The sequence below is a fragment of the Variovorax sp. 01T432 genome, assembly GCF_056398605.1.
Genome location: NZ_JBFTPS010000066.1, coordinates 1 through 21322, shown reverse-complemented (window position 1 = coordinate 21322; position 21322 = coordinate 1). Strand labels below are relative to the sequence as shown.

The window sequence follows — 21322 nt, the reverse complement described above, 5'->3', positions numbered from 1 at the left end:
GCCTCGGCCGCACCTCGACGAGCACGCATGAGTGCGACGGCGATGCTGGTGGGGGGATCGGTCGGTTGCCGAGGCGGCGCGGGCGCGAGCAGGAGCGCGGGGCAATGCCGACACCGTGGGGAGCATGTCGATCACGCTGACCGACTGATCCGACCCAAGCGAACGCCCGGGTCTGCCTCGCCCAGGCCGCCTAGAACGGCGTGTACTGGTAGAGCCAGGTCTCCGACAGCGTCTGCTCGCCGTTCTTCAGGTAGAGCCGCATGTCGACCGGCTCCGGACCTTCGGCCGTGAAGTCGAACTGCGCGCGCCAGTGGCCCGGCACGCCGTCGGGCACGGCCTCGCAGAAGATATACGAGAACTTCCCGCGCGAGGCCGTCAGCACCAGTTCGGGCTTGACGCCGAAGGGCAGCGTCTCCAGCGGCTGGCCGATGAATTCGACCATGAACTTGCGCACGCCTTGCGGCCGCGGCTGGCCGGGCTGGCCGCCGCGGCCGAGCCGCGTCGCGATGCAGCGCGCGAGCGGCGAAGGGAAGGGCTCCTCGGCCGTCCAATGCAGGCGGTACTTGATCGCGTAGCTGCTGCCTGCGGTGGCCGGCGCCTTGGGCACCCAGGCGGCCAGGATGTTGTCGTGGATCTCGTCGTCGGTCGGTATCTCGATGAGCTGTACCGAGCCTTCGCCCCAGTCGCCCAAGGGCTCGACCCAGAGGTTGGGGCGCCTGTCGTAGTAGACGCCGTCCTGGTAGTGGTCGAAGGCGCGGTCGCGCTGCAGCAGGCCGAAGCCGCGCGGATGCGTGTCGCTGAAGGCGGAAGCGCGCGTCTGCGAGGGGTTGTTCAAGGGCCGCCAGATGCGCTCGCCGGCGCCGTTCCAGATCGCGAGGCCATCGGAATCGTGCACCTCGGGCCGCCAGTCGACGCCGGTGGCCTTCACCGTCTCGGAATACCAGTACATGGAGGTCAGCGGAACCAGGCCGAAGCGGCCGACGTCGCGGCGCAGGAAGAGGCGGCAGTCGATGTCCATCAGCACGCCCTTGCCGCGCTGCAGGACGAACTTGTACGCGCCGGTGATGCTCGGCCCCTCGAGCAGTGCGTAGACGGTCATCGAATTCGAGCTCGCATCGGCCGGCGGCTCGAAGAAGAAGCGCGTGAAGGTCGGAAACTCCTCCGGTCTGTCGGGCATGGCGGCGTCGAGCGCCACGCCGCGTGCCGACAATCCGTACTGGTAGAGCTCGCCGATGGCGCGGAAGTACGAGGCACCGAGGAAGGCGACCCAATCGTTGGTCTGCCAGGGCAGCTTCTTCTGGTCGCCCAGGCGGCTTTCCTGCAGGCGGAAGCCGGCGAAACCCACGCCATCGGGCAGCTGGCGCGCGGGGCTGTCGGCCGGCATCGAGAAGTACGTCGCGTCGTAGAGGATCTCGCGCGCGAAGCTGTCGCCGCTCGCGGCTTCGAGCACGTACATATGAACCGGCACCTGGAAGTAGCGCCCGAGATGGAAGAAGGTGACCGGAAACTGCCCGGGCCCGTCGCGGAACAAGGCGCTGTCGGTGTCGAACTTGATCTTGCCGTGCTGCTCGTAGTCGATGCGTTCGAGTACATCGGTTGGCAGGGACCCTTCGGGCACGTAGGGCTTGGCGGCCAGCATCCTGGCGCGTGCCACCAGCCGGTCGAAGGTGAAGGGCCTGGGCTCGCTGAGCTTGAGCCCCGTGGCGGCGAAGGCCTCGGGAGAGAGGCCGAGGGCAGCGAGCGCCAGGGAGGCGCCGCCGGCGGTGAGGAAGGAGCGACGATCGATCATTGGCCCAAATGTTAACGAAGCCGCGCGGCGCGGACCGTAGGCGAAGACCGGAAGCAGCCGGGCAGGCATCGGCGCTGTCCTACAGTCGAATTCGAAAGCAAGACCCGGAGTGCGCCCGCGCGCACCGATGCCTACAGTGGAGCCATCGATCCATGACATCTCGAAAGGATGCAAAGTGAACATGCGCAATCCGAACGAAATGCGGGCGCTCGCCACGGTGAGCGATCCGCGCTGGGCCGCCGTGGTGGCGCGCGATGCCGCGGCCGACGGCAGCTTCTTCTTTTCGGTCCGCACGACCGGCGTGTACTGCCGGCCTTCCTGCGGGGCCCGTGCCGCCCTGCCCGAGAACGTGGACTTCCATGCCACGGCGGCCGAGGCCGAGCGCGCGGGCTTTCGCCCGTGCAAGCGCTGCAAGCCGGACCAGCCCGCGCGGACAGCGCGGCATTCGGCCATGGTGGCCGGGCTGTGCCGATTCATCGAGAGCGCAGAGCAGGCACCCACGCTGGATGACCTCGCCGGGCGGGCGGGGGTAAGCGGCTCCCACCTGCACCGGGTCTTCAAGGCCGTCACGGGCCTCACGCCCAAGGCCTATGCGGCGGCGCACCGCGCGAAGCGCGTGCGCATGGAACTGGCGCGCAGCGACACGGTGACGGGCGCCATCTACGATGCCGGCTACAACTCCAACGGGCGCTTCTACGAGGCTTCGAACGAGCTGCTGGGCATGACGCCGACCGCCTGGCGCGCGGGCGGCGCGGACACCGACATCCGCTTCGCGATCGGCGAATGCGCGCTCGGCGCGATCCTGGTCGCGCGCAGCGAGCGCGGCGTCTGCGCGATCGCGCTGGGCGACGACCCCGACGCGCTGGCGCGCGAACTGCAGGACCGGTTTCCGCAGGCCCGGCTGATCGGCGGCGATGCCGCCTTCGAGCATTGGGTCGCGCGGGTGGTGGGCTTCGTCGAGGCGCCGGGCCTCGGGCTCGATCTGCCGCTCGACGTGCGCGGCACGGCCTTCCAGCAGCGCGTGTGGCAGGCCTTGCGCGAGATCCCGGCTGGCCGCACCGCAAGCTATGCCGACATCGCCAGGCGCATCGGCGCGCCGAAGTCGGTGCGCGCCGTGGCGCAGGCCTGCGGCGCGAACACGCTGGCCGTCGCGATTCCGTGCCACCGCGTGGTCCGCAGCGACGGCGCCCTGTCGGGCTACCGCTGGGGCGTGGAGCGCAAGAGCGCCTTGCTGCGGCGGGAGGCGGGCGGCGCATGATCGACTGGGAACAGATGGCGATCGATCTCGACGACCAGGGCGGCGCGGTGGTCGAAGGCCTGCTCGATCCGAGGGAATGCGCCGGGCTCGCCGGGCTCTACGCGCAGGAGGCGCCGTTTCGCAGCCGGATCGTGATGGAGCGGCACGGCTTCGGGCGCGGCGAGTACAAGTACTTCGCCTACCCGCTGCCGGAGCGCGTGGCCGCCTTGCGGGAGGAGATGTATCCCCGGCTCGCGCCGATCGCCAATCGCTGGAACCAGGCGATGGGCATCGACGTGCGCTATCCGGCGCTGCATGCCGAGTTCATCGCGCGCTGCCACGCGGCGGGCCAGACGCGGCCGACGCCCTTGCTGCTGCGGTACGGCGCCGGCGATTACAACTGCCTGCACCAGGACCTGTACGGCGAACATGTGTTCCCGCTGCAGCTGGTGATCCTGCTGTCCGAGCCGGGCCGCGATTTCACGGGCGGCGAGTTCGTGATGACCGAGCAGCGCCCGCGCATGCAGTCGCGCCCGATGGTGCTGCCGCTGCGCCAGGGCGATGCCGCCGTGATCGCGGTGCATCAGCGGCCGGTGCAGGGCACGCGCGGCATCTACCGCGTCAACCTGCGCCATGGCGTGAGCCGGGTGCGCTCGGGGCTTCGGCATACCGCGGGCATCATCTTTCATGATGCGACATGATCGAGACGCCATGACACTGGACCTGTTCGAATCGTTGACTGAACCCGAAGCGCCATCGACGCAGCTGCTGGGCCCGGGCGCGGTGGTGCTGCGCGGCTTTGCCCGGCCGCGCGAGGCGGTGCTGCTCGCCGGGGTGGAGGCGGTCATGGCGCGGGCGCCGCTTCGCCACATGCTCACGCCCGGGGGCTTGCGCATGTCGGTCGCGATGACCAACTGCGGGGAACTCGGCTGGGTCTCGGATCGCAGCGGCTATCGCTACACCGCGCTGGACCCCGAGAGCGGACTGCGCTGGCCGCCCCTGCCGGACGCCTTCGGCCGGCTCGCGCGCGAGGCCGCCGCCGAAGCCGGCTTCCACGGCTTCGCGCCCGATGCCTGCCTGATCAACCGCTACGAACCAGGCACGCGGCTCTCGCTGCACCAGGACCGCGACGAGCGCGACCATGGCCAGCCGATCGTCTCGGTGTCGCTGGGCATTCCCGCCCTGTTCCTGTTCGGTGGCGCGAAGCGGGCGGACAAGGCGCAACGCATACCGCTCGCGCATGGCGACGTGGTCGTGTGGGGCGGGCCCGCGCGCCTGCACCATCATGGCGTGCTGCCGCTGAAAGAGGCGTGGCACCCCTTGACGGGCGCCTGCCGCATCAACCTGACCTTTCGCAAGGCCGGTTGAGCGCACGAGCGGCCAGGGCCGGTCGTTGCCGGCCTATCCCGCGATCAGCTTCTGCACCAGCTCCGCCGTCGTCGCCGCCCTGTACTTGCGCATCAGCCGCGCGCGATGGATCTCGACCGTGCGGTGGCTGATGGCGAGCGCCTTGCCGATCTCCTTGGAGGTCAGGCCCTTCATCACCTGCGCCGCCACCTCGCGCTCGCGCGGCGTGAGCGCGGCCTTGGCGGTGCGGCGGGAGCCGAGGTCCTCGAAGGTCCAGATGCCCGCCTCGTGCGGCGCGGCGCGGTTGAGCGCGCGGCCGCTCACGTGGCACCAGAAGGTCTCGCCGGCAAAGGCGCCGTGCAGGCCGCCGAGGCGCCGCATCATGCGGTTGTCGGCGTAGCGCCCGCTGGCATTGAGAATCGGCTCCATGCGTTTGCCAATGCGCTCGAATTCCGCGACGCTCGGATAGAGCACCCGGAAGGACTGGCCGACCAGCGCCTCGCGCGCGGCGCCGAACATCTCGCACAGGCGCGCGTTGCAGTCGACGATGATGCGCTCGCGCGACAACACCATGCCCACCGGCGCCTCCTCGAAGGCGAGCCGGTAGTCGATGTCCTCCTGAATGCTGTCGGGTGTCTCCATTACGAAATACTACGTATGCCTGTACGTAGTATCGTCTCGGTCTCCGAATCACGCTTCATTCAACCCTCCACTTCACCGAGCGAGGACCCATGGCTAACAAGATCTATCCCTCCGCCGACGCGGCGCTCAAGGGCGTCGTGGCCGACGGCCAGACGCTGGCGGTCGGCGGCTTCGGCCTCTGCGGCATTCCCGAGGCGCTCATCGACGCGCTGCACGATTCGGGCGTCAAGAACCTGACCTGCATCTCCAACAACGCGGGCGTCGACGGCTTCGGCCTCGGCAAGCTGCTCGGCACGCGCCAGATCAAGAAGATGATCGCGAGCTACGTGGGCGAGAACAAGGAGTTCGAGCGCCAGTACCTGGCCGGTGAACTGGAGCTCGAATTCACGCCCCAGGGTACGCTGGCCGAGAAGCTGCGCGCCGGCGGCGCCGGCATCCCGGCCTTCTTCACCAAGACCGGCGTCGGCACGCTGGTTGCGCAGGGCAAGGAACTGCGCGAGTTCGGCGGCGAGACCTACGTGATGGAACACTCGCTGGTGCCCGACGTCGCCCTGGTCAAGGCCCACGTGGCCGACAAGTCCGGCAACCTGCGCTTTCGCCTGACGGCGCGCAACTTCAACCCGGCCGCCGCGATGGCCGGCAAGGTCTGCATCGTCGAGGTCGAGAAGATCGTCGAGGTCGGCGAACTCGCGCCGGACGACATCCACCTGCCGGGCATCTACGTGCACCGCATCGTGCTCAACGCCAACCCCGAGAAGCGCATCGAGAAGCGCACCGTGAGCGCCTCGGCGCCGGTCGACATCGATGCCGCCAAGATCGAGGCGCAGGCGGCCATCGCGCTGGCGGCCGCCGGCAGCGAGATCCCTGTGCCGAGCGTGCCCGTGAACAAGAAAGAAGGAGCCTGACATGCCCTGGACCCAGGATCAGATGGCCGCGCGCGCGGCACGCGAACTCGAGGACGGCTTCTACGTGAACCTCGGCATCGGCATCCCGACGCTGGTCGCGAACTTCGTGCCCACGGACAAGGAAGTCTGGCTGCAGAGCGAGAACGGCATGCTCGGCATCGGCCCCTTCCCGACCGAGGACCAGGTCGACGCCGACCTCATCAACGCCGGCAAGCAGACGGTGACCACGCTGCCCGGCAGCGCGATCTTCGGCAGCCACGACAGCTTCGCGATGATTCGCGGCGGCAAGATCAACCTCTCGATCCTCGGCGCGATGCAGGTGAGCGCCAAGGGCGATCTCGCCAACTGGATGATCCCCGGCAAGATGGTCAAGGGCATGGGCGGCGCGATGGACCTCGTGGCCGGCGTCAAGCGCGTGATCGTGCTGATGGAGCACGTCGCGAAGAAGAAGGACGGCACCGAGGACCTGAAGATCCTCGAGCAATGCACGCTGCCGCTGACGGGCGTGGGCGTGGTCGACCGCATCATCACCGACCTCGCCGTGATGGACGTGACGCCCGAGGGCTTGCGCGTGGTGGAACTGGCCGACGGCGTGAGCTTCGAGGCGGTGCAGGCCAAGACCGGGGTCAAGCTGATCCGCTAGGTGAAACACCCCCGAAGCGCCTGCGGCGCCTCCCCCTTGAGGGGGCGATACCGGCGGCCCGGCGAAGCCGGTTCCGCGGTATCCCTTGCATTGGGGCGTGCCGGTTTCATGCGTCGTGGGTCGCGGCAAACGCGGTGGAGCAACTGAGATGAGCGCGGTGCCCGACGCGACCGATGCGCTGCGCGGCCTCTGGCGGCAGGCCGGCCTGCCCGAGGAAGCCCTGGCTTTCGCGACGCTGCATGGCGCCGACCCGGTGCTGCCTTCGTCCTTCGCGGTCGGCGCGGCCGCGCAGAGCACGATCGCCGCCGCCGCGCTCGCAGCCTGCGAACTCGGCCATGCGCGCGGCATGCCCCGGCAGCAGGTCAGCGTCGACATGCCGCACGCGGCCCTGGAGTGCGGGGCCTGGTTCAGCATCGACGGCCGCGTGCCGGACCTGTGGGATGCCTTCTCCGGCCTCTATCGCTGCGCCGATGGCTGGGTGCGCATCCACGCGAACTTCGCCCACCACCGCGATGGGGCGCTGCGCCTGCTGGGGCTGGACCCGGCGAAGGCGCGGCGGGCCGACGCCGAGCAGGCGCTGGCGGCGTGGAAGGCGCTGGACTTCGAGCGCGCGGCAGCGCAGGCCGGTCTTGTCGTGACGGCGCTGCGTCGCTTCGAGCAATGGGATGCGACGCCGCAGGGCCGGGCCGTGGCCGCGCAGCCGCTCTTCACCATCGAACGCATCGGCGATGCGCCGCCGCGCGAACTGCTGCCGCTCGATGCGTTGCAGCGTCCGCTTGCCGGCCTGCGCGTCCTCGACCTGACGCGCATCCTCGCCGGCCCGGTGGGCGGGCGCGCGCTCGCGGCCTATGGCGCGGACGTGATGCTGATCAACTCGCCGACGCTGCCCAACATCGAAGCCATCGCCGACACCAGCCGCGGCAAGCTGTCGGCGCTTGCGGATCTGCGCAGCGAGGCGGGGCGCGAGGCGCTCACGCGGCTGCTCGGCGATGCGCATGTGTTCGTGCAGGGCTACCGGCCGGGCGGACTGGCGGCGCTGGGCTTCGGCGCCGAGGCGGCGGCGCGCCGCCGCCCGGGCATCGTCTATGTTTCATTGACGGCCTACGGAACCCAGGGGCCCTGGGCCGGGCGCCGCGGCTTCGATTCCCTGGTGCAGACGGCCATGGGCTTCAACCATGCCGAGGGCGAGGCGGCCGGCGACGGCAAGCCGAGGCCCTTGCCGATGCAGATCCTCGATGAGGCGACCGGCTACCTGATCGCCATGGGCGCGGCGGCGGCGATGTGGCGACAGCAGCACGAAGGCGGCAGCTGGCACGTTCAACTCTCGCTCGCGCAGACGGGCCAGTGGCTGCGCGGCCTGGGGCGCGTGGAAGGCGGCCTGAAGATCGCACCGCCGGACCGCACGCCCTACCTCGAAAGCTCGAACTCGGGTTTCGGCGAGCTGCAAGGCATCCGCCACAGCGCGCAGCTCTCGCGCACTCCGGCGGCATGGCCGCGCCCATCGATGCCGCCGGGCAGCCACGCCGCGCAATGGCCCTGACTCGCCTTGACCCGCATCGCCATCACCACTTGGCTTCCAGACCCACGTTGGCGCTGACGCCGCCGTCGACCGAACCCTTCGGCCCATTCGCATAGGACACCTTGGTCGTGAGCTTGGCGTTCGGCGTCAGCTGCACGCTCAGGCCCACGCCCGCGGTGGGGGCGCCGCCGGCACTGACGCTGCCGCCGAGATTCGTGGCCTCGCGGCGAATGCCACCCAGGTTGCGTTGATAGCCCACGCTGCCCTGGATCAGGATGCTCGGCGTGACCCAGGCGCTCGCGCCCACCGAGAGCTCGCCCCAGCTTCCGCCCAGGTCGGCTTTATACGACAGCGGGCCGCTGATGGTCTGGTAAGTCGCCCCGCTCTTGCCGGAGAACTCGTGCCATGCGTCGGTGCGCAGCCACACTGAGTTGGCGGCGTCCGGCAAGGCCCCCGTTGGCCAGATCGCTTACCTCGAGCACGCCCGCGCTGATCGTCGTCGCGCCCGTGTAGGTATTGACTCCGGTCAGCGACAGCGTTCCCGCGCCCTGCTTCTCGACGCCGACGGCGCTCAGGGGATTGAGGGAGAGGCCCAGTGTCAGCCTGCCGGTGCCGGACACATTGACATTGCCATTGAGCAGCGAAAGCGCTGATCCCTGCAGCGTGTAGTTGCTGTTGCTGCTGAACTGGATGTCCGTTGCCGTGATGGGTTGCGTCAGATTGACGGTGAATGTGCCGGCGTTGGCGTCGCTGAAGATGGCCTGGTCGGGCGTGGTGCTGTTCCACGTGGCGGCGCCGTTGTTCCAGTTCGGCGTCGTGGTGTCCCAGTTGCCGTTGCCGCCGCTCCCCGCCGCCGCGCCATTGGGATCCCAGGTGAGCGGCGCGCCGTCCACCTGCTGGGATGACATGATGAGCGCCGTAATCCAGGCGCAAGTCGAAGCATGCCGCACGCAGCGGTAGATTGGATTCATTGGAGTCCCCCCTCCCTCGTTCTACGTCGAGGATGACGCCACTTTATGACTCCACAATTCGCAATACCAAACCGGAATATCGCGGAACATTGCGTTCTCTTCGATCCGGGCGCTCGAGGGACTGCGGGCGCTCAGTCTTCGGGCAGGAGGATGTCGCGCTGCGCCTCGACCGTCTGGCGCAGGAAGTTCCACACGGCCTGCATGCGCGCCAGGTGCTTGGTCTCGGCCGGCCCCGACATCCAGAAGGTCCGCGTGAAATTGGCCTCGCCCGGCAGCACGCGGCGCAGCGACTTGTCCCGCTCGGCGATGAAGGCCGGCAGCACCGCGATGCCGGCGCCCGCGGCCGTCGCCTGGTGTTGCGCCAGGATGCTGGTGCTGCGCAGCGCGAAGGAGTCGGGGCGGTACAACTCGTCGAGGTATTGCAGCTCCTTGCTGAAGAGAAGGTCGTCCACATAGCTGATGAAGGTGTGGCCGCGCAGCGCTTCGCGCGATGCGATCGGCTTGTGCGCCTTCAGGTAGGTGGCGGATGCGTAGAGGCGCAGCACGTAGTCGGTGAGCTTGGTCACCACCACCGGCCCGCGCGCGGGCCGCTCCAGCGAAATCACGATGTCGGCCTCGCGCCGCGACAGGTGCACGAGGCGCGGCATCGCGAGCAGGTCGATCACCAGCTTGGGATGCTGCCGCGCGAAGAGCGCGAGCTGCGGCGCCAGCACCATCGTGCCGAAGCCCTCGGTGGCGCCGATGCGCACCAGCCCCGACAAGCCCTCGTGCGACGCGGGCGCCGCGCTCTCGACCGCGAGAAAGGCGCTTTCCATCGCCTCCACCTGCGGCTGCAGGCGCCGCCCCGCCTCGGTGAGCCGATGCCCATCGGCTTCGCGCGAGAAGAGGGCGGTGCCGACCTCTTTCTCCAGCGCCTGGATGCGGCGTGCGACGGTGGTGTGATCGACCGCGAGCCGGCGCGCCGCGCTCATCAGCGTGCCCGAGCGCGAGAGTTCCAGAAAGAAGCGCAGGTTGTCCCAGTCCATGCGTTGCAATTATGCAGATCGTGGGTGCGTATTTGTCTATTGCCATGGCAATTTTGCAAAGCTAGCATCCGCCCATGCCCCGCGCCCGGGGCCCCATTCCAGGAGACAAACACATGGACGCCACCACCACCCCCGCGACGAAGGTCGCCACCGTCAAGCTGCTCATCGGCGGCAAGTTCATCGAATCCAAGACCCAGGAGTGGCGCGACATCGTCAACCCGGCCACGCAGCAGGTGCTCGCCAAGGTGCCCTTCGCCACGCCGGCCGAGGTCGACGCCGCGGTGGCCTCGGCCAAGGACGCCTTCAAGACCTGGCGCAAGACGCCGCTGGGCGCGCGCGCCCGCATTTTCCTGAAGTACCAGCAGCTCATCCGCGAGAACATGGCCGAGCTGGCCGCCATCCTCACGGCCGAACAGGGCAAGACCCTGCCCGATGCCGAGGGCGATGTCTTCCGCGGCCTCGAAGTGGTCGAGCACGCGGCGGCCATCGGCAACCTGCAGCTCGGCGAACTGGCCAACAACGTCGCCAATGGCGTCGACACCTACACACTGCTGCAGCCGCTGGGCGTGTGCGCGGGCATCACGCCCTTCAACTTCCCCGCCATGATTCCGCTGTGGATGTTCCCGATGGCGATCGTCACCGGCAACACCTTCGTCCTCAAGCCCTCCGAGCAGGACCCCATGGTCACGATGCGGCTGTGCGAACTCGCGCTCGAAGCGGGCATTCCGGCCGGCGTGCTCAACGTCGTCCACGGCGGCGAGGCGGTGGTCAACGCGATCTGCGATCACAAGGACATCAAGGCGATCTCCTTCGTCGGCTCGACCAAGGTCGGCACGCATGTCTACAACCGCGCCACGCTCGCCGGCAAGCGCGTGCAATGCATGATGGGCGCGAAGAACCATGCCATCGTGATGCCCGACGCCAACAAGGAGCAGACGCTCAACGCCCTGGCCGGCGCGAGCTTCGGCGCGGCGGGTCAGCGCTGCATGGCGGTGTCGGTCGCGGTGCTGGTGGGCGAGGCTCGCAAGTGGGTGCCCGACCTGGTCGCGAAGGCCAGGACGCTCAAGATCGGCGCCGGCACCGAGAAGGGCGTGGACGTCGGTCCGCTGGTCTCGTGCGCCGCCTACGAGCGCGTCAACGGCCTGATCGAACGCGGCGTGGCCGATGGCGCGACGCTCGCCCTCGACGGCCGCAAGCCCACCGTGCCCGGCTACGAGAAGGGCAACTTCGTCGGCCCGACGGTGTTCGCCGACGTCAAGCCCGGCATGGCCATCTACGACCAGGAAATCTTCGGCCCCGTGCTGTGTCTCGCCAACGCCGAGACCATCGACGAGGCGATCGAGCTGATCAACGCCAACCCGAATGGCAACGGCACCGCGATCTTCACGCAGTCGGGCGCGGCTGCGCGTCGCTTCCAGGAAGACATCGATGTGGGCCAGGTCGGCATCAACGTGCCGATCCCGGTGCCGGTGCCGATGTTCTCGTTCACTGGTTCGCGCGCGTCCAAGCTGGGCGACCTCGGGCCCTATGGCAAGCAGGTCATCATGTTCTACACGCAGACCAAGACGGTGACGGCGCGCTGGTTCGACGACAGCACCGTTTCGCAGGGCGTCAACACCACGATCAGCCTGAAATGAGGCGCGTGCAAGGCCTTCGCGCCCTGTCCCGAATGTAAGCTCGGCCCATGGACTTCGAACTATCCGAAGAGCAGCGGGCCTTCGCGCACACGGCGCGCGAATTCGCGCTCGCCGAATTCGCGCCGCATGCCGCGCGCTGGGATGCCGAGGCGATCTTCCCGAAGGAGGCCATCGCCAAGGCCGGTGAACTGGGCTTCTGCGGCCTCTATGCGCCGGAGAGCATCGAGGGGCTCGGCCTGCCGCGACTCGACGCCACGCTGGTTTTCGAGGAGATGGCCGCGGTCGACCCTTCGACCACGGCCTTCATCACGATCCACAACATGGCGACGTGGATGCTCGGCACCTGGGGCGGGCCGGCCGTGCGCGCGCAATGGGGCGCCGCGCTCACCAGCGGCCGCAAGCTCGCTTCCTACTGCCTCACCGAGCCGGGAGCGGGCTCGGACGCCGGCTCGCTCAAGACCCGCGCCGAGTTGCGCGGCGGCGAGTACGTGGTCAACGGCGGCAAGGCCTTCATCTCCGGCGCCGGGGCGACCGACGTGCTGGTGCTGATGGCGCGCACCGGCGGCGGCGGCGCGGGCGGCATCTCGGCCTTCGCGGTCCCGGCCGACGCCCCCGGCATCAGCTACGGCAAGAAGGAGCACAAGATGGGCTGGAACAGCCAGCCCACGCGCGCCATCAACTTCGACAACGTGCGCGTGCCGGCGGAAAACCTGCTCGGCAGCGAGGGCGAGGGCTTCCGCATCGCGATGAAGGGGCTCGACGGCGGGCGCATCAACATCGCGACCTGCTCGGTGGGCGCCGCGCAGGGTGCGCTCGATGCGGCGCGCCGCTACCTGCATGAGCGCCAGCAGTTCGGCAAGCCGCTCGCGAGCTTCCAGGCGCTGCAGTTCAAGCTGGCCGACATGGCGACCGAACTGGTGGCCGCGCGCCAGATGGTGCGGCTGGCCGCGAGCAGGCTCGACGCCGGGCATGCGGATGCGAGCACCTATTGCGCGATGGCCAAGCGCTTCGCGACCGACGTGGGCTTCAACGTGTGCAACGACGCGCTGCAACTGCATGGCGGCTATGGCTACCTGAGCGAGTTCCCGCTCGAGCGCCTGGTGCGGGACGCGCGCGTGCATCAGATCCTCGAAGGCACCAACGAAATCATGCGCGTCATCATCTCGCGCAAGCTCCTCGAAGACGACAACGGAATTCGATGAGACCCGCAGGCTTCGCGCACTTCGTGTCGCTTCGCCTTCCCCCTCACCGGGGGCAACACCGGCGGCCCGGCAATGCCGATTCCGCGGTGTTCCACGACAACATTCTTGAAAGACTTCAGGCCCATGGAAGACTCCGTCGTTCTCTTTGACGAAATCAAGACCGCCGGCGGGCAGCGCTTCGGCGTCGCCACGCTCAATTCGCCGGCTTCGCTCAACTCGCTCTCGGTGGCCATGGTGCGGCAGCTCACGCCCAGGCTGCGCGCCTGGGCGGCGGACGCGGGCATCGCCGGCGTGCTGTTGGACGCCGCCGGCGAGAAGGCCTTCTGCGCGGGGGGCGACCTGCGCCAGCTCTACCAGACCCTGCTCGACTGCGGCCGCGAACGCAATCCCTATGCCGAGCGCTTCTTCGCCGAGGAGTACGAGCTCGACCACCTGATCCACACCTTCCCCAAGCCCATCCTCTGCTGGGGCCATGGCATCGTGATGGGCGGAGGCGTGGGCCTGATGGCCGGCGCCTCGCACCGCGTGGTCACGGCGCAGAGCCGGGTCGCCATGCCGGAGATCAACATCGGCCTGTATCCCGACGTGGGCGGCAGCTGGTTCCTGCGCCGCATGCCGGGCCGCGTCGGCCTGTTCCTCGCGCTGACGGCCGCGCCGCTCAACGCCGCCGACGCGATCTTCTGCGGCCTGGCCGACCTCCTGGTGCCGCATGAGCGCAAGGCGCAGGTGCTGGCGTCGATCGGCCGCACGGCGTGGAAGGTCGAGCCGCAGGCCGACCGCGCCACGCTCTCGCGCCTCCTGGCCCAGGCGGGCGAGGGCGCCGCGCCGCCGGCCTCGAAGGTGCGCGAGCACTTCGACACGATCAATGCGCTGATGGCCGGCGACGACCTGAAGGACATCGCGAAGCGCCTGCGCGAACTGCACAGCGACGACCCGTGGCTGCAGACCGCCTCGAAGACCTTCGGCAAGGGCGCGCCCAGTTCGGCGGCCGTGACCTTCGCCCTCTGGCAGCGCGTGCACCGCATGTCGCTCGCCGAGGTGTTCCGCCTCGAATATTGGGCCTCGCTGGGCTTCTGCGCCAACAAGGACTTCGCCGAGGGCATCCGCGCGGTGCTGATCGACAAGGACCGCCAGCCGAAGTGGAGCCCCGCCACGCTCGACGAGATCACGCCGGCCTTCATCGAAGACCACCTCAGGGCGCGCGGAGAGATGCCGCCCGAACTCGCCGGGCTGGTCTGAAGCCGCAAGCGCATTCGCACGCAAGAACCTCAAGAACGGAGACACACATGAAGATCGCATTCATCGGCCTCGGCAACATGGGCGGCCCGATGGCCATGAACCTGCACAAGGCCGGCCACACCCTCAGCGCCTTCGACCTCTCGGCCGAAGCCTGCAAGCGCTTCGCCGCCGAGGGCCTGCCCATCGCCGCTTCCGCCGCCGACACGCTGGATGGCGCGGAGGTGGTGATCAGCATGCTGCCGGCCAGCGCGCATGTCGAAGGGCTCTATCTCGGCGGCGAGGGCAAGCCGGGCCTGCTGGAGAAGATCCCGGCCGGCACGCTCGTCATCGACAGCAGCACCATCGCCGCGGCGAGCTCGCGCAAGGTGGCCGAGGCGGGCGCGAAGCGCGGGGTGGCCGTGATCGACGCGCCCGTGTCGGGCGGCACCGGCGGCGCCATCGCGGGCACCCTGACCTTCATGGTCGGCGGCGCGCAGGCGGACCTCGAACGCGCGCGCCCGGTGCTCGAGAAGATGGGCGCCAACATCTTTCACGCGGGCGGCCCGGGCGCGGGGCAGACCGCGAAGATCTGCAACAACATGCTCCTGGGCATCCTCATGATCGGCACTTCGGAAGCCCTCGCGCTCGGGGTTGCGAACGGGCTCGATCCGAAGGTGCTGTCCGAAATCATGCGGCGCAGCTCGGGCGGTAACTGGGCGCTCGAGAAGTACAACCCGATGCCCGGCGTGATGGAAGCCGCGCCGGCCTCGAAGAACTACGCCGGCGGCTTCGGCACCGACCTGATGCTCAAGGACCTCGGCCTCGCGCAGGAAAACGCCATGGCCGTGCGCGCGGCCACGCCGCTCGGCGGCCTGGCGCGCAACCTGTACGCGGCCCACAGCCTCGCGGGGCACGGCGCGCTGGATTTCTCGAGCGTGATCAAGCTCGTGCAGAAGGGCTGAAGCGCCAGCTTCGCCGGCTCAGGTGCCGAGCACCGGATTGCGCCGGGCTTCGTCGCGCCGGCGGTCCGCGCGCACCACGTCGCAGCGCGGATGGTGGGTGAACTGCGGCTTGTCGCACTGGGCCGCCTCGCAGCGGGCGGCGGCGATGAAGTTGAGGCCCTGGCAGCCGCGCCGCGGGTCCGCGGCGGCAATGCGCGGCGGCGGTGGACGCACGCGCGCGGCCCGCGGATTCGCCACGGCAGGGGGCGCCGACGCCGGCTCCGGCATCGACGCCGGACCGGTCTCGACGATGACTTCGCCCGCTCCCAGGGATGCGACCGGAGGCACCGGCGGCAAGGGCTTCGGCAGCACGGCGACGCGGGACGGGGCCTTGGGCGGGGTCGCGGCCATGGCGGCCATGACCTCCATCCGGGGCGCCGGCGGCGCCGGTTTGCGCGTGACATAGGCGTACCAGCCGACCAGGGCGATCGCGCACCCGAGCACCAGCAGCCCGACACGAAGCCAGAACCCGGCCGTTTCACCCGGCAGCGGGGGCAGCGCCTCGCGCGGCGGCGCCCGCTGCGCGAAGCCGGGCGGCTTCCATGTCCTCATGGCTTCGAGCGCGGAGGGCCCGGTGGCTGTGAAGGCGGGCAGCTTGCCCGCGCAGCCATGGCAGAACATCGCGTTGTCGCGGTTTTCGGTTTTGCATGCGGCGCAGACCACGGCCATTCAAAACCTTTCTGGGTTGGAAACTGAATGTGTCGAGTATCTGCATGCCGCGCGCCGGCGTCTGCCAGCCGCCGCCTACGAAAACGAGCGGTGGCATCATCGCTGCCCCATCCTTACAAAAAACCGGAGCTCCCGCATGCCATCGTTGCGTCGTCTTTCCCTCCTCGTCGGCCTTGCCGCGGCCTTTGCCGCGACGGGCGCCGCCGCCCAGGCCTGGCCCACCAAGACGATCCGCCTCGTCGTTCCCTTCTCGGCCGGCGGCGCCAATGACCTGATGGCGCGCGCCGCGGCGGAGGGCGCTTCCAAGGCGCTCGGCCAGCCCGTCATCGTCGACAACAAGCCCGGCGCGGGCACGGTCCTCGGTGCCGATCTCGTCGCCAAGAGCGCTCCCGATGGCTACACCTTCCTCATCAGCGCCGCCGGCGTGGTGTCCAACAGCATGATCCGCAAGAGCATGCCCTACAAGGACGACGCGCTCGTGCCCGTGGCCATGATCGGGCTCGCGCCCTCGGTCATCGTCGTGCCGGCCGACGCGCCCTACAAGGACCTGAAGGAATTCGTTGCCGCCTCCAAGGCCTCCAAGAGCGGCTTCCACTGGGCGACGGCGGGCACCGGCAGCACGCCGCACTTCGTCGAGGGCCTGCTTGAGACCAAGTACGGCGCCAAGCTGGACCTGGTGCCCTACAAGAGCGGCTCCGAGTCCATCACCGCCGTGCTCGGCAGCCAGGTGGAGGCCACTTCGGAAGCCAGCATCGTGGTGCTGCCCTACATCAAGAGCGGCAAGCTCAAGGCATTGGCGGACACCTGGACGCAGCGCATCTCCGCCTACCCCCAGCTGTCCACGGCGGTGGAGCAGGGCTTCCCCGAGATCCGCATCGCCCACTGGGCCGGCGTGCATGCGCCGCGCGGCACGCCCGACGCCATCCTCGACAAGATGGCCGCCGCGGTGGATGCCGCGATGAAGAACCCGGCCACGGTCGAGCACCTCAAGGCGATGGGCATCGAACCGATCGGCGGCACGCGCGCCTCCTTCGTGAAGTTCGTCGACGAGGAACGCGCCCGCCTGGGCGGCGTGGTCAAGGCCACCGGCATGAAGGAAGACTGAAGCCCATGACGCTCAGCACACGCCAGACCCTTCGCAAGCTGGCCGAGGCGCGCCGCGGCGTGCTGGTGCCGGGCGCGTTCAACGCGCTCTCGGCCCGCGTGATCGAGGACCTCGGCTTCGAGGCCATCTACGTCACCGGCGCAGGTGTCACCAACATGTGGTTCGGCCTGCCGGACCAGGCCTTCATGGGCCTCCATGAGATCGCGGACCACACGGCGCGCATCCGCGACGCGGTCGGCCTGCCGCTGATCGTCGACGCGGACACCGGCTTCGGCAATGCGCTCAACGTGCGCCACGCGGTGCGCGTGCTCGAACGCGCGGGGGCGGATGCCATCCAGCTCGAAGACCAGGTGAGCCCCAAGCGCTGCGGCCATTTCTCGGGCAAGGAGGTGATCGCCACCGAGGAGATGCTCGGCAAGATCAAGGCCGCGGTCGACGCTCGGCGCGACCCGGACCTGCTCATCATGGCGCGTACCGACGCCGCCGCCGTGCATGGCTTCGAGGCCGCCATCGAGCGTGCGCAGAAGTTCAGCGAAGCCGGCGCCGACATCCTCTTCGTCGAGGCGGTCACGACGGCCGACGAGATCCGCGCGCTGCCCAGGCGCCTGGCCAAGCCGCAGCTCATGAACATGGTGATCGGCGGCAAGACGCCGATCTTCAGCGCCGAGGAACTCGCGGGGCTGGGCTACGGCATCGTGCTCTATGCCAATGCCGCGTTGCAGGGCGCGGTGGCAGGCATGCAGAAGGCGCTCACCGTGCTGCGGGACACGCGCCGCCTGGATGAAGACCCGGCGCTCGTGGTGTCCTTCGCCGAGCGTCAGCGGCTGGTGGGCAAGCCCGAACTGGATGCGCTCGACAGGAAGTACGCGGCGCCGGGCGCCTGAGGGCAGCCCGGCCCGGCGTCATCAGGGCTTGATGACGTGCCAGACGTTCTTGAAGTTGTCGCCGGCCTTGTCGCCGGGCTTGGCGTCCGCCTTGTACATGTACACCGGCTTGCCCTTGTAGGCCCACTGCCTGGTGCCGTCGTCGCGCGTGACGATCGTCATGTCGGCCTCCGGCGCCGCATCCGCGGCGGCGATGACGGGCGGCCACAGCGCGGCGCATGGGCCGTTGCACATGCTCTTGCCGCTGCCCGCGGCATCGTTGTCGAAGGTGTAGAGCGTCATGCCGCTGGTGCTCACCAGCATGCCATCCGCGGTCTTGACGGGGGCGGCCGCATGGGCCAGGCCGGCGAAGGCGGCGCCTAGGGAGAGCAGCAGCGTCGAAAGCAGTCTGTGGTTCACGGGAGTTCCTGAAAGAGTGGAAGAACAACAGACGAACGCCGCGCGCCGCCCGTTTATTCCACAGCGCAGAAACTTCTGTCGGTTCGCGCGGACTCAGGTCTCGCGGCCGAGCCCCTGTGCCCGAAGCACCGCCTTGAGCCGCCTCACCTCATGCTCGAGGTCGAGAATCAGCGCCGCCGCATCGAGTCCCACGCCGAAGTCCCGCTCCAGCCGGCGGACGGCGAGCGCGCTCTGCAGGTCGATGCTGTGAAAGCGCCAGTCCTGCGGCTGCGAGGCCGGGGCGCGCGATTCGATGATGCCGACCTCGACCAGCTGGACGACCCACTCGATCTCCGCGCCGCAGGCGTGGGCGAGTTCCTGGGCGGCCAGCGGATGCGAGGTGCTCAAGCTGCCGTGGGTGGCTGAAACAGTGACCATGGTCATCACACTCCGAGATGGCGGCGCGGGTCGAAGGGAGCGGCCTGCGCCAGTTGCTCGTAAGCCTTGCGCGCGGCGTCGGTGTCGGCCGGCGGCAGGGCGATCTCCAGCAGCAGGTAGAGGTTGCCGGGCGGCTTGCCCGGCAGCCCGCGTCCCTTCAGCCGCAGCTTGAGGCCGTTGCGGGCCTGGGGCGGCACGGTGACCTCGACCACGCCGCCGCCCGGCGTCGGCACCTGCACCTGGGCGCCGAGCGCGCCTTCGGTCGGCGTGATCGGCAGCGTCATGTAGAGGTCGCGGTCCTCGACGCGGTAGAGCTTGTGCGGTGCGATGCGCACTTCGAGGTACAGGTCGCCCGCCGGCTCTCCGCCATGGCCCGGCATCCCCTGGCCGCTCAGGCGAATGTATTGGCCGGGATGGACGCCGGCCGGAATCTTGACGCTGAGCGTGCGGGTCTTCCATTCAGGCAAGCCCTGCGCGTTGACTTCCTGGGCGCGCAGCGTGATCTCGCGCTCGGCGCCATTGAGTGCGTCTTCCAGCGCGATCTCGATCGCGGCATGGTGGTCCTCGCCGCGCGCGCGGTAGTTGCGGCGCTGCGCGCCACGGCGCTCCGCCGCGCCGAACAGCGACGAGAAGAACTCGCTGAACTCGGCGTGGTCGGCCGGCCCGTGGCCCGGACCGCGATGGAACTCGAAGCCCTCATCCCAGCCCGGCGGCGGCTGGAAGCTGCCGTCGGGACTCCCGCCGCGCGCCACGTGGTCGGCCAGCTGGTCGTAGGCGGCGCGCTTCTCCTTGTCGCGCAGCACGTCGTTGGCTTCGTTGATGTCGCGCATGCGGATCTCGGCGTCGGCTTCCTTGCTGACATCGGGGTGGTACTTGCGCGCGAGCTTGCGGTAGGCCTTGCGCACCTCTTCCTCGGAAGCGGTGCGCTCGAGGCCGAGCGTCTTGTAGTAGTCCTTGAATTCCATGGTGGGTCGAACTGTCCTACGGTGGGAAGGCTTCGAGGGCAGCGGATCGACGCCCTTGAACGCAATGGCCAGAGCCTACAGCATGCCGGCGACCGCCGGGTACGCTTTGATCAAGCCAGGCCCGCATCGCCGTCCGCATCCCGCAGGAGCGAGGTCACGCGCCATGCGGCGCCATCGCGCTCGAAGCGCAGCGGCTGCGCGTTGCCGAGCACGCGCATGTCGATCGCCACGCCCAGCAGCGCCGCCAGCACATAGAGCGAGCCGCCATGGGCCACCACCAGCACCGGCGACGGATGCGCGAGCGCCGCTTTGAGCCCGCCGCGCTTGCGCGCGACGAAGCGCGCCAGCGTCTCCCCGCCCTCGGGCTCGCAGGCCCAGTCGATGTGGGCTGACGAGGTACCGATGAGCGCGCCGAAGTTGCGCTCGCGCAGCCCTTCGATGGCCAGGGGCGCGATGCGGTGATGTGCGGCGACCGTGTGGGCGGTGTCGAAGGCGCGCTTGACGTCGCTGCACACGATGCTGCGGATCGGCTCGCCGGCCAGCAGCTCGCCCGCGCGCGCCGCCTGCCGCAGGCCGAGCGCGCTCAAGGGCTCGTCGACCGCCTAATCCACAGCCCCGCGCGCCATTGGCAGCACTGGTTTCGGACCTGCTCACCCAACCCGAGGCGCCTCTGGGCTTTGAAGCCCGTCTCTGAGCACTGGGTGGGTGAGCGGGACCGTTCTTTCGCAACCCGAACGGTTGTTGGAACCAACAAGTTCGCATAGACAAGGAAGGGATCGAAGGAATATGTCCGACGCAGTGTTCATCGGTATCGACGTCTCGCGCGACACCCTGGAGATCGGCTCSACCGCGCAGGCGAGCACTTCTCAACAAGGCAACGACTCGGCCGGCATCGAAGCTCTCACGACCCAGTTGATGGCCCTGGCCCCGAGCTTGGTCGTGCTGGAGGCTACTGGCGGCTACGAGTTCGAGGCGGCGTGCGCGCTGCAGGCCGCCGGGCTGGCCGTGGCCGTGGTCAATCCTCGCCAGGCGCGCGACTTCGCTCGCGCGATGGGCGCTCTGGCCAAGACCGACAGCCTGGACGCGCGCATGCTGGCGGAGTTCGCCCGGGTGCTGCATCAGCACCCCGAGCGCGAGCGCTTCATCAAGCCGCTGGCCGACGCCGAATTGCAGCGCCTGCAGGCGCTGGTGCTGCGGCGGCGCCAGCTCGTGGGAATGCTCACCAGCGAGCGGCAGCGCCTGCGCATGTCGCACGCCAGCGCCAGGCCCAGCATCGAGCGGATGATCGAGTTCCTCAAGGCCCAGATCGAAGACATCGAGCGCGACAGCGCCGAGCACGTGCGCGAGCATCACGCCGCGCTCGCCCAGGCGCTGGGTAGCGTCAAGGGGATCGGCCCGGCCACCATCTCCACGCYGCTGGCCGAGCTGCCTGAACTCGGATCGCTGTGCCGGCGCAAGATCGCCGCCTTGGTGGGCGTCGCGCCGCTGAACCGGGATTCGGGACAAATGCGCGGCCACCGCACCATCTGGGGCGGCCGCGCCGACGTGCGGCGAACGCTCTACATGGCCACGCTGGTGGCGGTGCGCCACAGCGCTGTGTTCAAGCAGTTCTACCAGCGCCTGGTCGTCGCCGGCAAACCAAAGAAGGTCGCCCTCGTGGCAGCCATGCGCAAGCTCCTGACGGTGCTCAACGCCATCGCCAAGAGTGGCAAGCATTGGGACGATTCGCTTCATTCGGCTTGACTTG

Annotated in this window: 23 protein-coding genes; 13 read left to right on the top strand and 10 right to left on the bottom strand. The window is 69.1% G+C overall.

Features of this window, described 5'->3' with window-relative positions:
- Positions 1–190: 190 nt before the first annotated feature.
- Positions 191–1789 carry an OpgD/OpgG family glucan biosynthesis protein gene (locus tag AC1DNF_RS31315; RefSeq protein WP_478152558.1) on the bottom strand — a complete coding sequence of 533 codons (1599 nt, stop codon included), beginning with the start codon at positions 1787–1789 and terminating at the stop codon, positions 191–193.
- Positions 1790–1970: 181 nt separating this feature from the next.
- On the opposite strand from AC1DNF_RS31315, the gene ada reads away from it, so the two are divergent.
- Genes ada through alkB form a run of 3 tightly spaced genes read left to right on the top strand, consistent with a single transcriptional unit; the run spans position 1971 to position 4394 of the window.
- On the top strand, positions 1971–3047 hold the full coding sequence (ada, locus tag AC1DNF_RS31310; protein WP_478152568.1) for a bifunctional DNA-binding transcriptional regulator/O6-methylguanine-DNA methyltransferase Ada: 1077 nt from the start codon (positions 1971–1973) through the stop codon (positions 3045–3047).
- Positions 3044–3727: a 2OG-Fe(II) oxygenase gene (locus tag AC1DNF_RS31305; RefSeq protein ID WP_478152557.1), complete on the top strand. Its 684-nt coding sequence runs from the start codon at positions 3044–3046 to the stop codon at positions 3725–3727. The genes ada and AC1DNF_RS31305 overlap by 4 nt, the downstream gene beginning before the upstream one ends.
- A gap of 10 nt (positions 3728–3737) precedes the next feature.
- Entirely contained in the window at positions 3738–4394 is a 657-nt protein-coding gene (gene alkB / locus AC1DNF_RS31300; protein WP_478152556.1) for a DNA oxidative demethylase AlkB, read from the top strand.
- A gap of 33 nt (positions 4395–4427) precedes the next feature.
- Here alkB and AC1DNF_RS31295 read toward each other — a convergent pair whose 3' ends face one another.
- A complete protein-coding gene (locus AC1DNF_RS31295; RefSeq protein WP_478152555.1) occupies positions 4428–5015 on the bottom strand; it encodes a LuxR C-terminal-related transcriptional regulator in 588 nt (195 codons plus the stop codon).
- An 89-nt stretch (positions 5016–5104) separates the two neighbouring features.
- Between AC1DNF_RS31295 and AC1DNF_RS31290 the strand changes: the two genes are divergently transcribed.
- The 3 genes from AC1DNF_RS31290 (at position 5105) to AC1DNF_RS31280 (ending at position 8103) form a co-directional block, all read left to right on the top strand.
- Complete coding sequence (locus AC1DNF_RS31290) at positions 5105–5920, top strand: CoA transferase subunit A (RefSeq protein ID WP_478152554.1); 816 nt, start codon at positions 5105–5107, stop codon at positions 5918–5920.
- A 1-nt stretch (position 5921) separates the two neighbouring features.
- Positions 5922–6563: a CoA transferase subunit B gene (locus tag AC1DNF_RS31285; protein WP_478152553.1), complete on the top strand. Its 642-nt coding sequence runs from the start codon at positions 5922–5924 to the stop codon at positions 6561–6563.
- Between the two features lie 148 nt (positions 6564–6711).
- Positions 6712–8103 (top strand): CoA transferase, encoded by a 1392-nt coding sequence (locus AC1DNF_RS31280; protein WP_478152552.1) that lies wholly within the window; start codon positions 6712–6714, stop codon positions 8101–8103.
- A gap of 22 nt (positions 8104–8125) precedes the next feature.
- On the opposite strand, the gene AC1DNF_RS31275 is transcribed toward AC1DNF_RS31280, so the two are convergent.
- From AC1DNF_RS31275 to AC1DNF_RS31265, 3 genes are all read right to left on the bottom strand, one after another.
- Positions 8126–8389 carry a hypothetical protein gene (locus AC1DNF_RS31275; RefSeq protein ID WP_478152551.1) on the bottom strand — a complete coding sequence of 88 codons (264 nt, stop codon included), beginning with the start codon at positions 8387–8389 and terminating at the stop codon, positions 8126–8128.
- Positions 8390–8423: 34 nt separating this feature from the next.
- On the bottom strand, positions 8424–8990 hold the full coding sequence (locus tag AC1DNF_RS31270) for an autotransporter-associated beta strand repeat-containing protein (RefSeq protein WP_478152550.1): 567 nt from the start codon (positions 8988–8990) through the stop codon (positions 8424–8426).
- A 194-nt stretch (positions 8991–9184) separates the two neighbouring features.
- Positions 9185–10078: a LysR family transcriptional regulator gene (locus AC1DNF_RS31265; protein WP_478152567.1), complete on the bottom strand. Its 894-nt coding sequence runs from the start codon at positions 10076–10078 to the stop codon at positions 9185–9187.
- Positions 10079–10191: 113 nt separating this feature from the next.
- Between AC1DNF_RS31265 and AC1DNF_RS31260 the strand changes: the two genes are divergently transcribed.
- From AC1DNF_RS31260 to mmsB, 4 genes are all read left to right on the top strand, one after another.
- Positions 10192–11715 (top strand): CoA-acylating methylmalonate-semialdehyde dehydrogenase, encoded by a 1524-nt coding sequence (locus tag AC1DNF_RS31260; RefSeq protein ID WP_478152549.1) that lies wholly within the window; start codon positions 10192–10194, stop codon positions 11713–11715.
- Between the two features lie 47 nt (positions 11716–11762).
- Entirely contained in the window at positions 11763–12917 is a 1155-nt protein-coding gene (locus AC1DNF_RS31255) for an acyl-CoA dehydrogenase family protein (protein ID WP_478152548.1), read from the top strand.
- A gap of 123 nt (positions 12918–13040) precedes the next feature.
- Positions 13041–14156 (top strand): enoyl-CoA hydratase/isomerase family protein, encoded by a 1116-nt coding sequence (locus AC1DNF_RS31250; RefSeq protein ID WP_478152547.1) that lies wholly within the window; start codon positions 13041–13043, stop codon positions 14154–14156.
- 47 nt (positions 14157–14203) lie between these two features.
- Positions 14204–15097 (top strand): 3-hydroxyisobutyrate dehydrogenase, encoded by an 894-nt coding sequence (gene mmsB, locus AC1DNF_RS31245; protein ID WP_478152546.1) that lies wholly within the window; start codon positions 14204–14206, stop codon positions 15095–15097.
- 18 nt (positions 15098–15115) lie between these two features.
- Here mmsB and AC1DNF_RS31240 read toward each other — a convergent pair whose 3' ends face one another.
- On the bottom strand, positions 15116–15805 hold the full coding sequence (locus tag AC1DNF_RS31240; RefSeq protein ID WP_478152545.1) for a hypothetical protein: 690 nt from the start codon (positions 15803–15805) through the stop codon (positions 15116–15118).
- 136 nt (positions 15806–15941) lie between these two features.
- Between AC1DNF_RS31240 and AC1DNF_RS31235 the strand changes: the two genes are divergently transcribed.
- The gene (locus AC1DNF_RS31235) at positions 15942–16910 is read left to right on the top strand and encodes a tripartite tricarboxylate transporter substrate binding protein (protein WP_478152544.1); all 969 of its coding nucleotides are present in this window, start codon (positions 15942–15944) and stop codon (positions 16908–16910) included.
- Between the two features lie 5 nt (positions 16911–16915).
- Positions 16916–17794, top strand: a complete 879-nt coding sequence (locus tag AC1DNF_RS31230) for an isocitrate lyase/PEP mutase family protein (RefSeq protein ID WP_478152543.1) — start codon at positions 16916–16918, stop codon at positions 17792–17794.
- Between the two features lie 21 nt (positions 17795–17815).
- Here the strand turns inward: AC1DNF_RS31230 and AC1DNF_RS31225 are convergent, their stop codons facing one another.
- From AC1DNF_RS31225 to AC1DNF_RS31210, 4 genes are all read right to left on the bottom strand, one after another.
- Entirely contained in the window at positions 17816–18193 is a 378-nt protein-coding gene (locus AC1DNF_RS31225; protein ID WP_478152542.1) for a COG4315 family predicted lipoprotein, read from the bottom strand.
- A gap of 93 nt (positions 18194–18286) precedes the next feature.
- Complete coding sequence (locus tag AC1DNF_RS31220; protein WP_478152541.1) at positions 18287–18610, bottom strand: chaperone modulator CbpM; 324 nt, start codon at positions 18608–18610, stop codon at positions 18287–18289.
- Positions 18611–18615: 5 nt separating this feature from the next.
- Positions 18616–19575, bottom strand: coding sequence for a DnaJ C-terminal domain-containing protein (locus AC1DNF_RS31215; RefSeq protein ID WP_478152540.1), 960 nt, complete (start codon positions 19573–19575; stop codon positions 18616–18618).
- Positions 19576–19685: 110 nt separating this feature from the next.
- The gene (locus AC1DNF_RS31210) at positions 19686–20162 is read right to left on the bottom strand and encodes a histidine phosphatase family protein (RefSeq protein WP_478152539.1); all 477 of its coding nucleotides are present in this window, start codon (positions 20160–20162) and stop codon (positions 19686–19688) included.
- A 199-nt stretch (positions 20163–20361) separates the two neighbouring features.
- Between AC1DNF_RS31210 and AC1DNF_RS31205 the strand changes: the two genes are divergently transcribed.
- Positions 20362–21318, top strand: coding sequence for an IS110 family transposase (locus tag AC1DNF_RS31205; RefSeq protein WP_478152538.1), 957 nt, complete (start codon positions 20362–20364; stop codon positions 21316–21318).
- Positions 21319–21322: the final 4 nt, after the last annotated feature.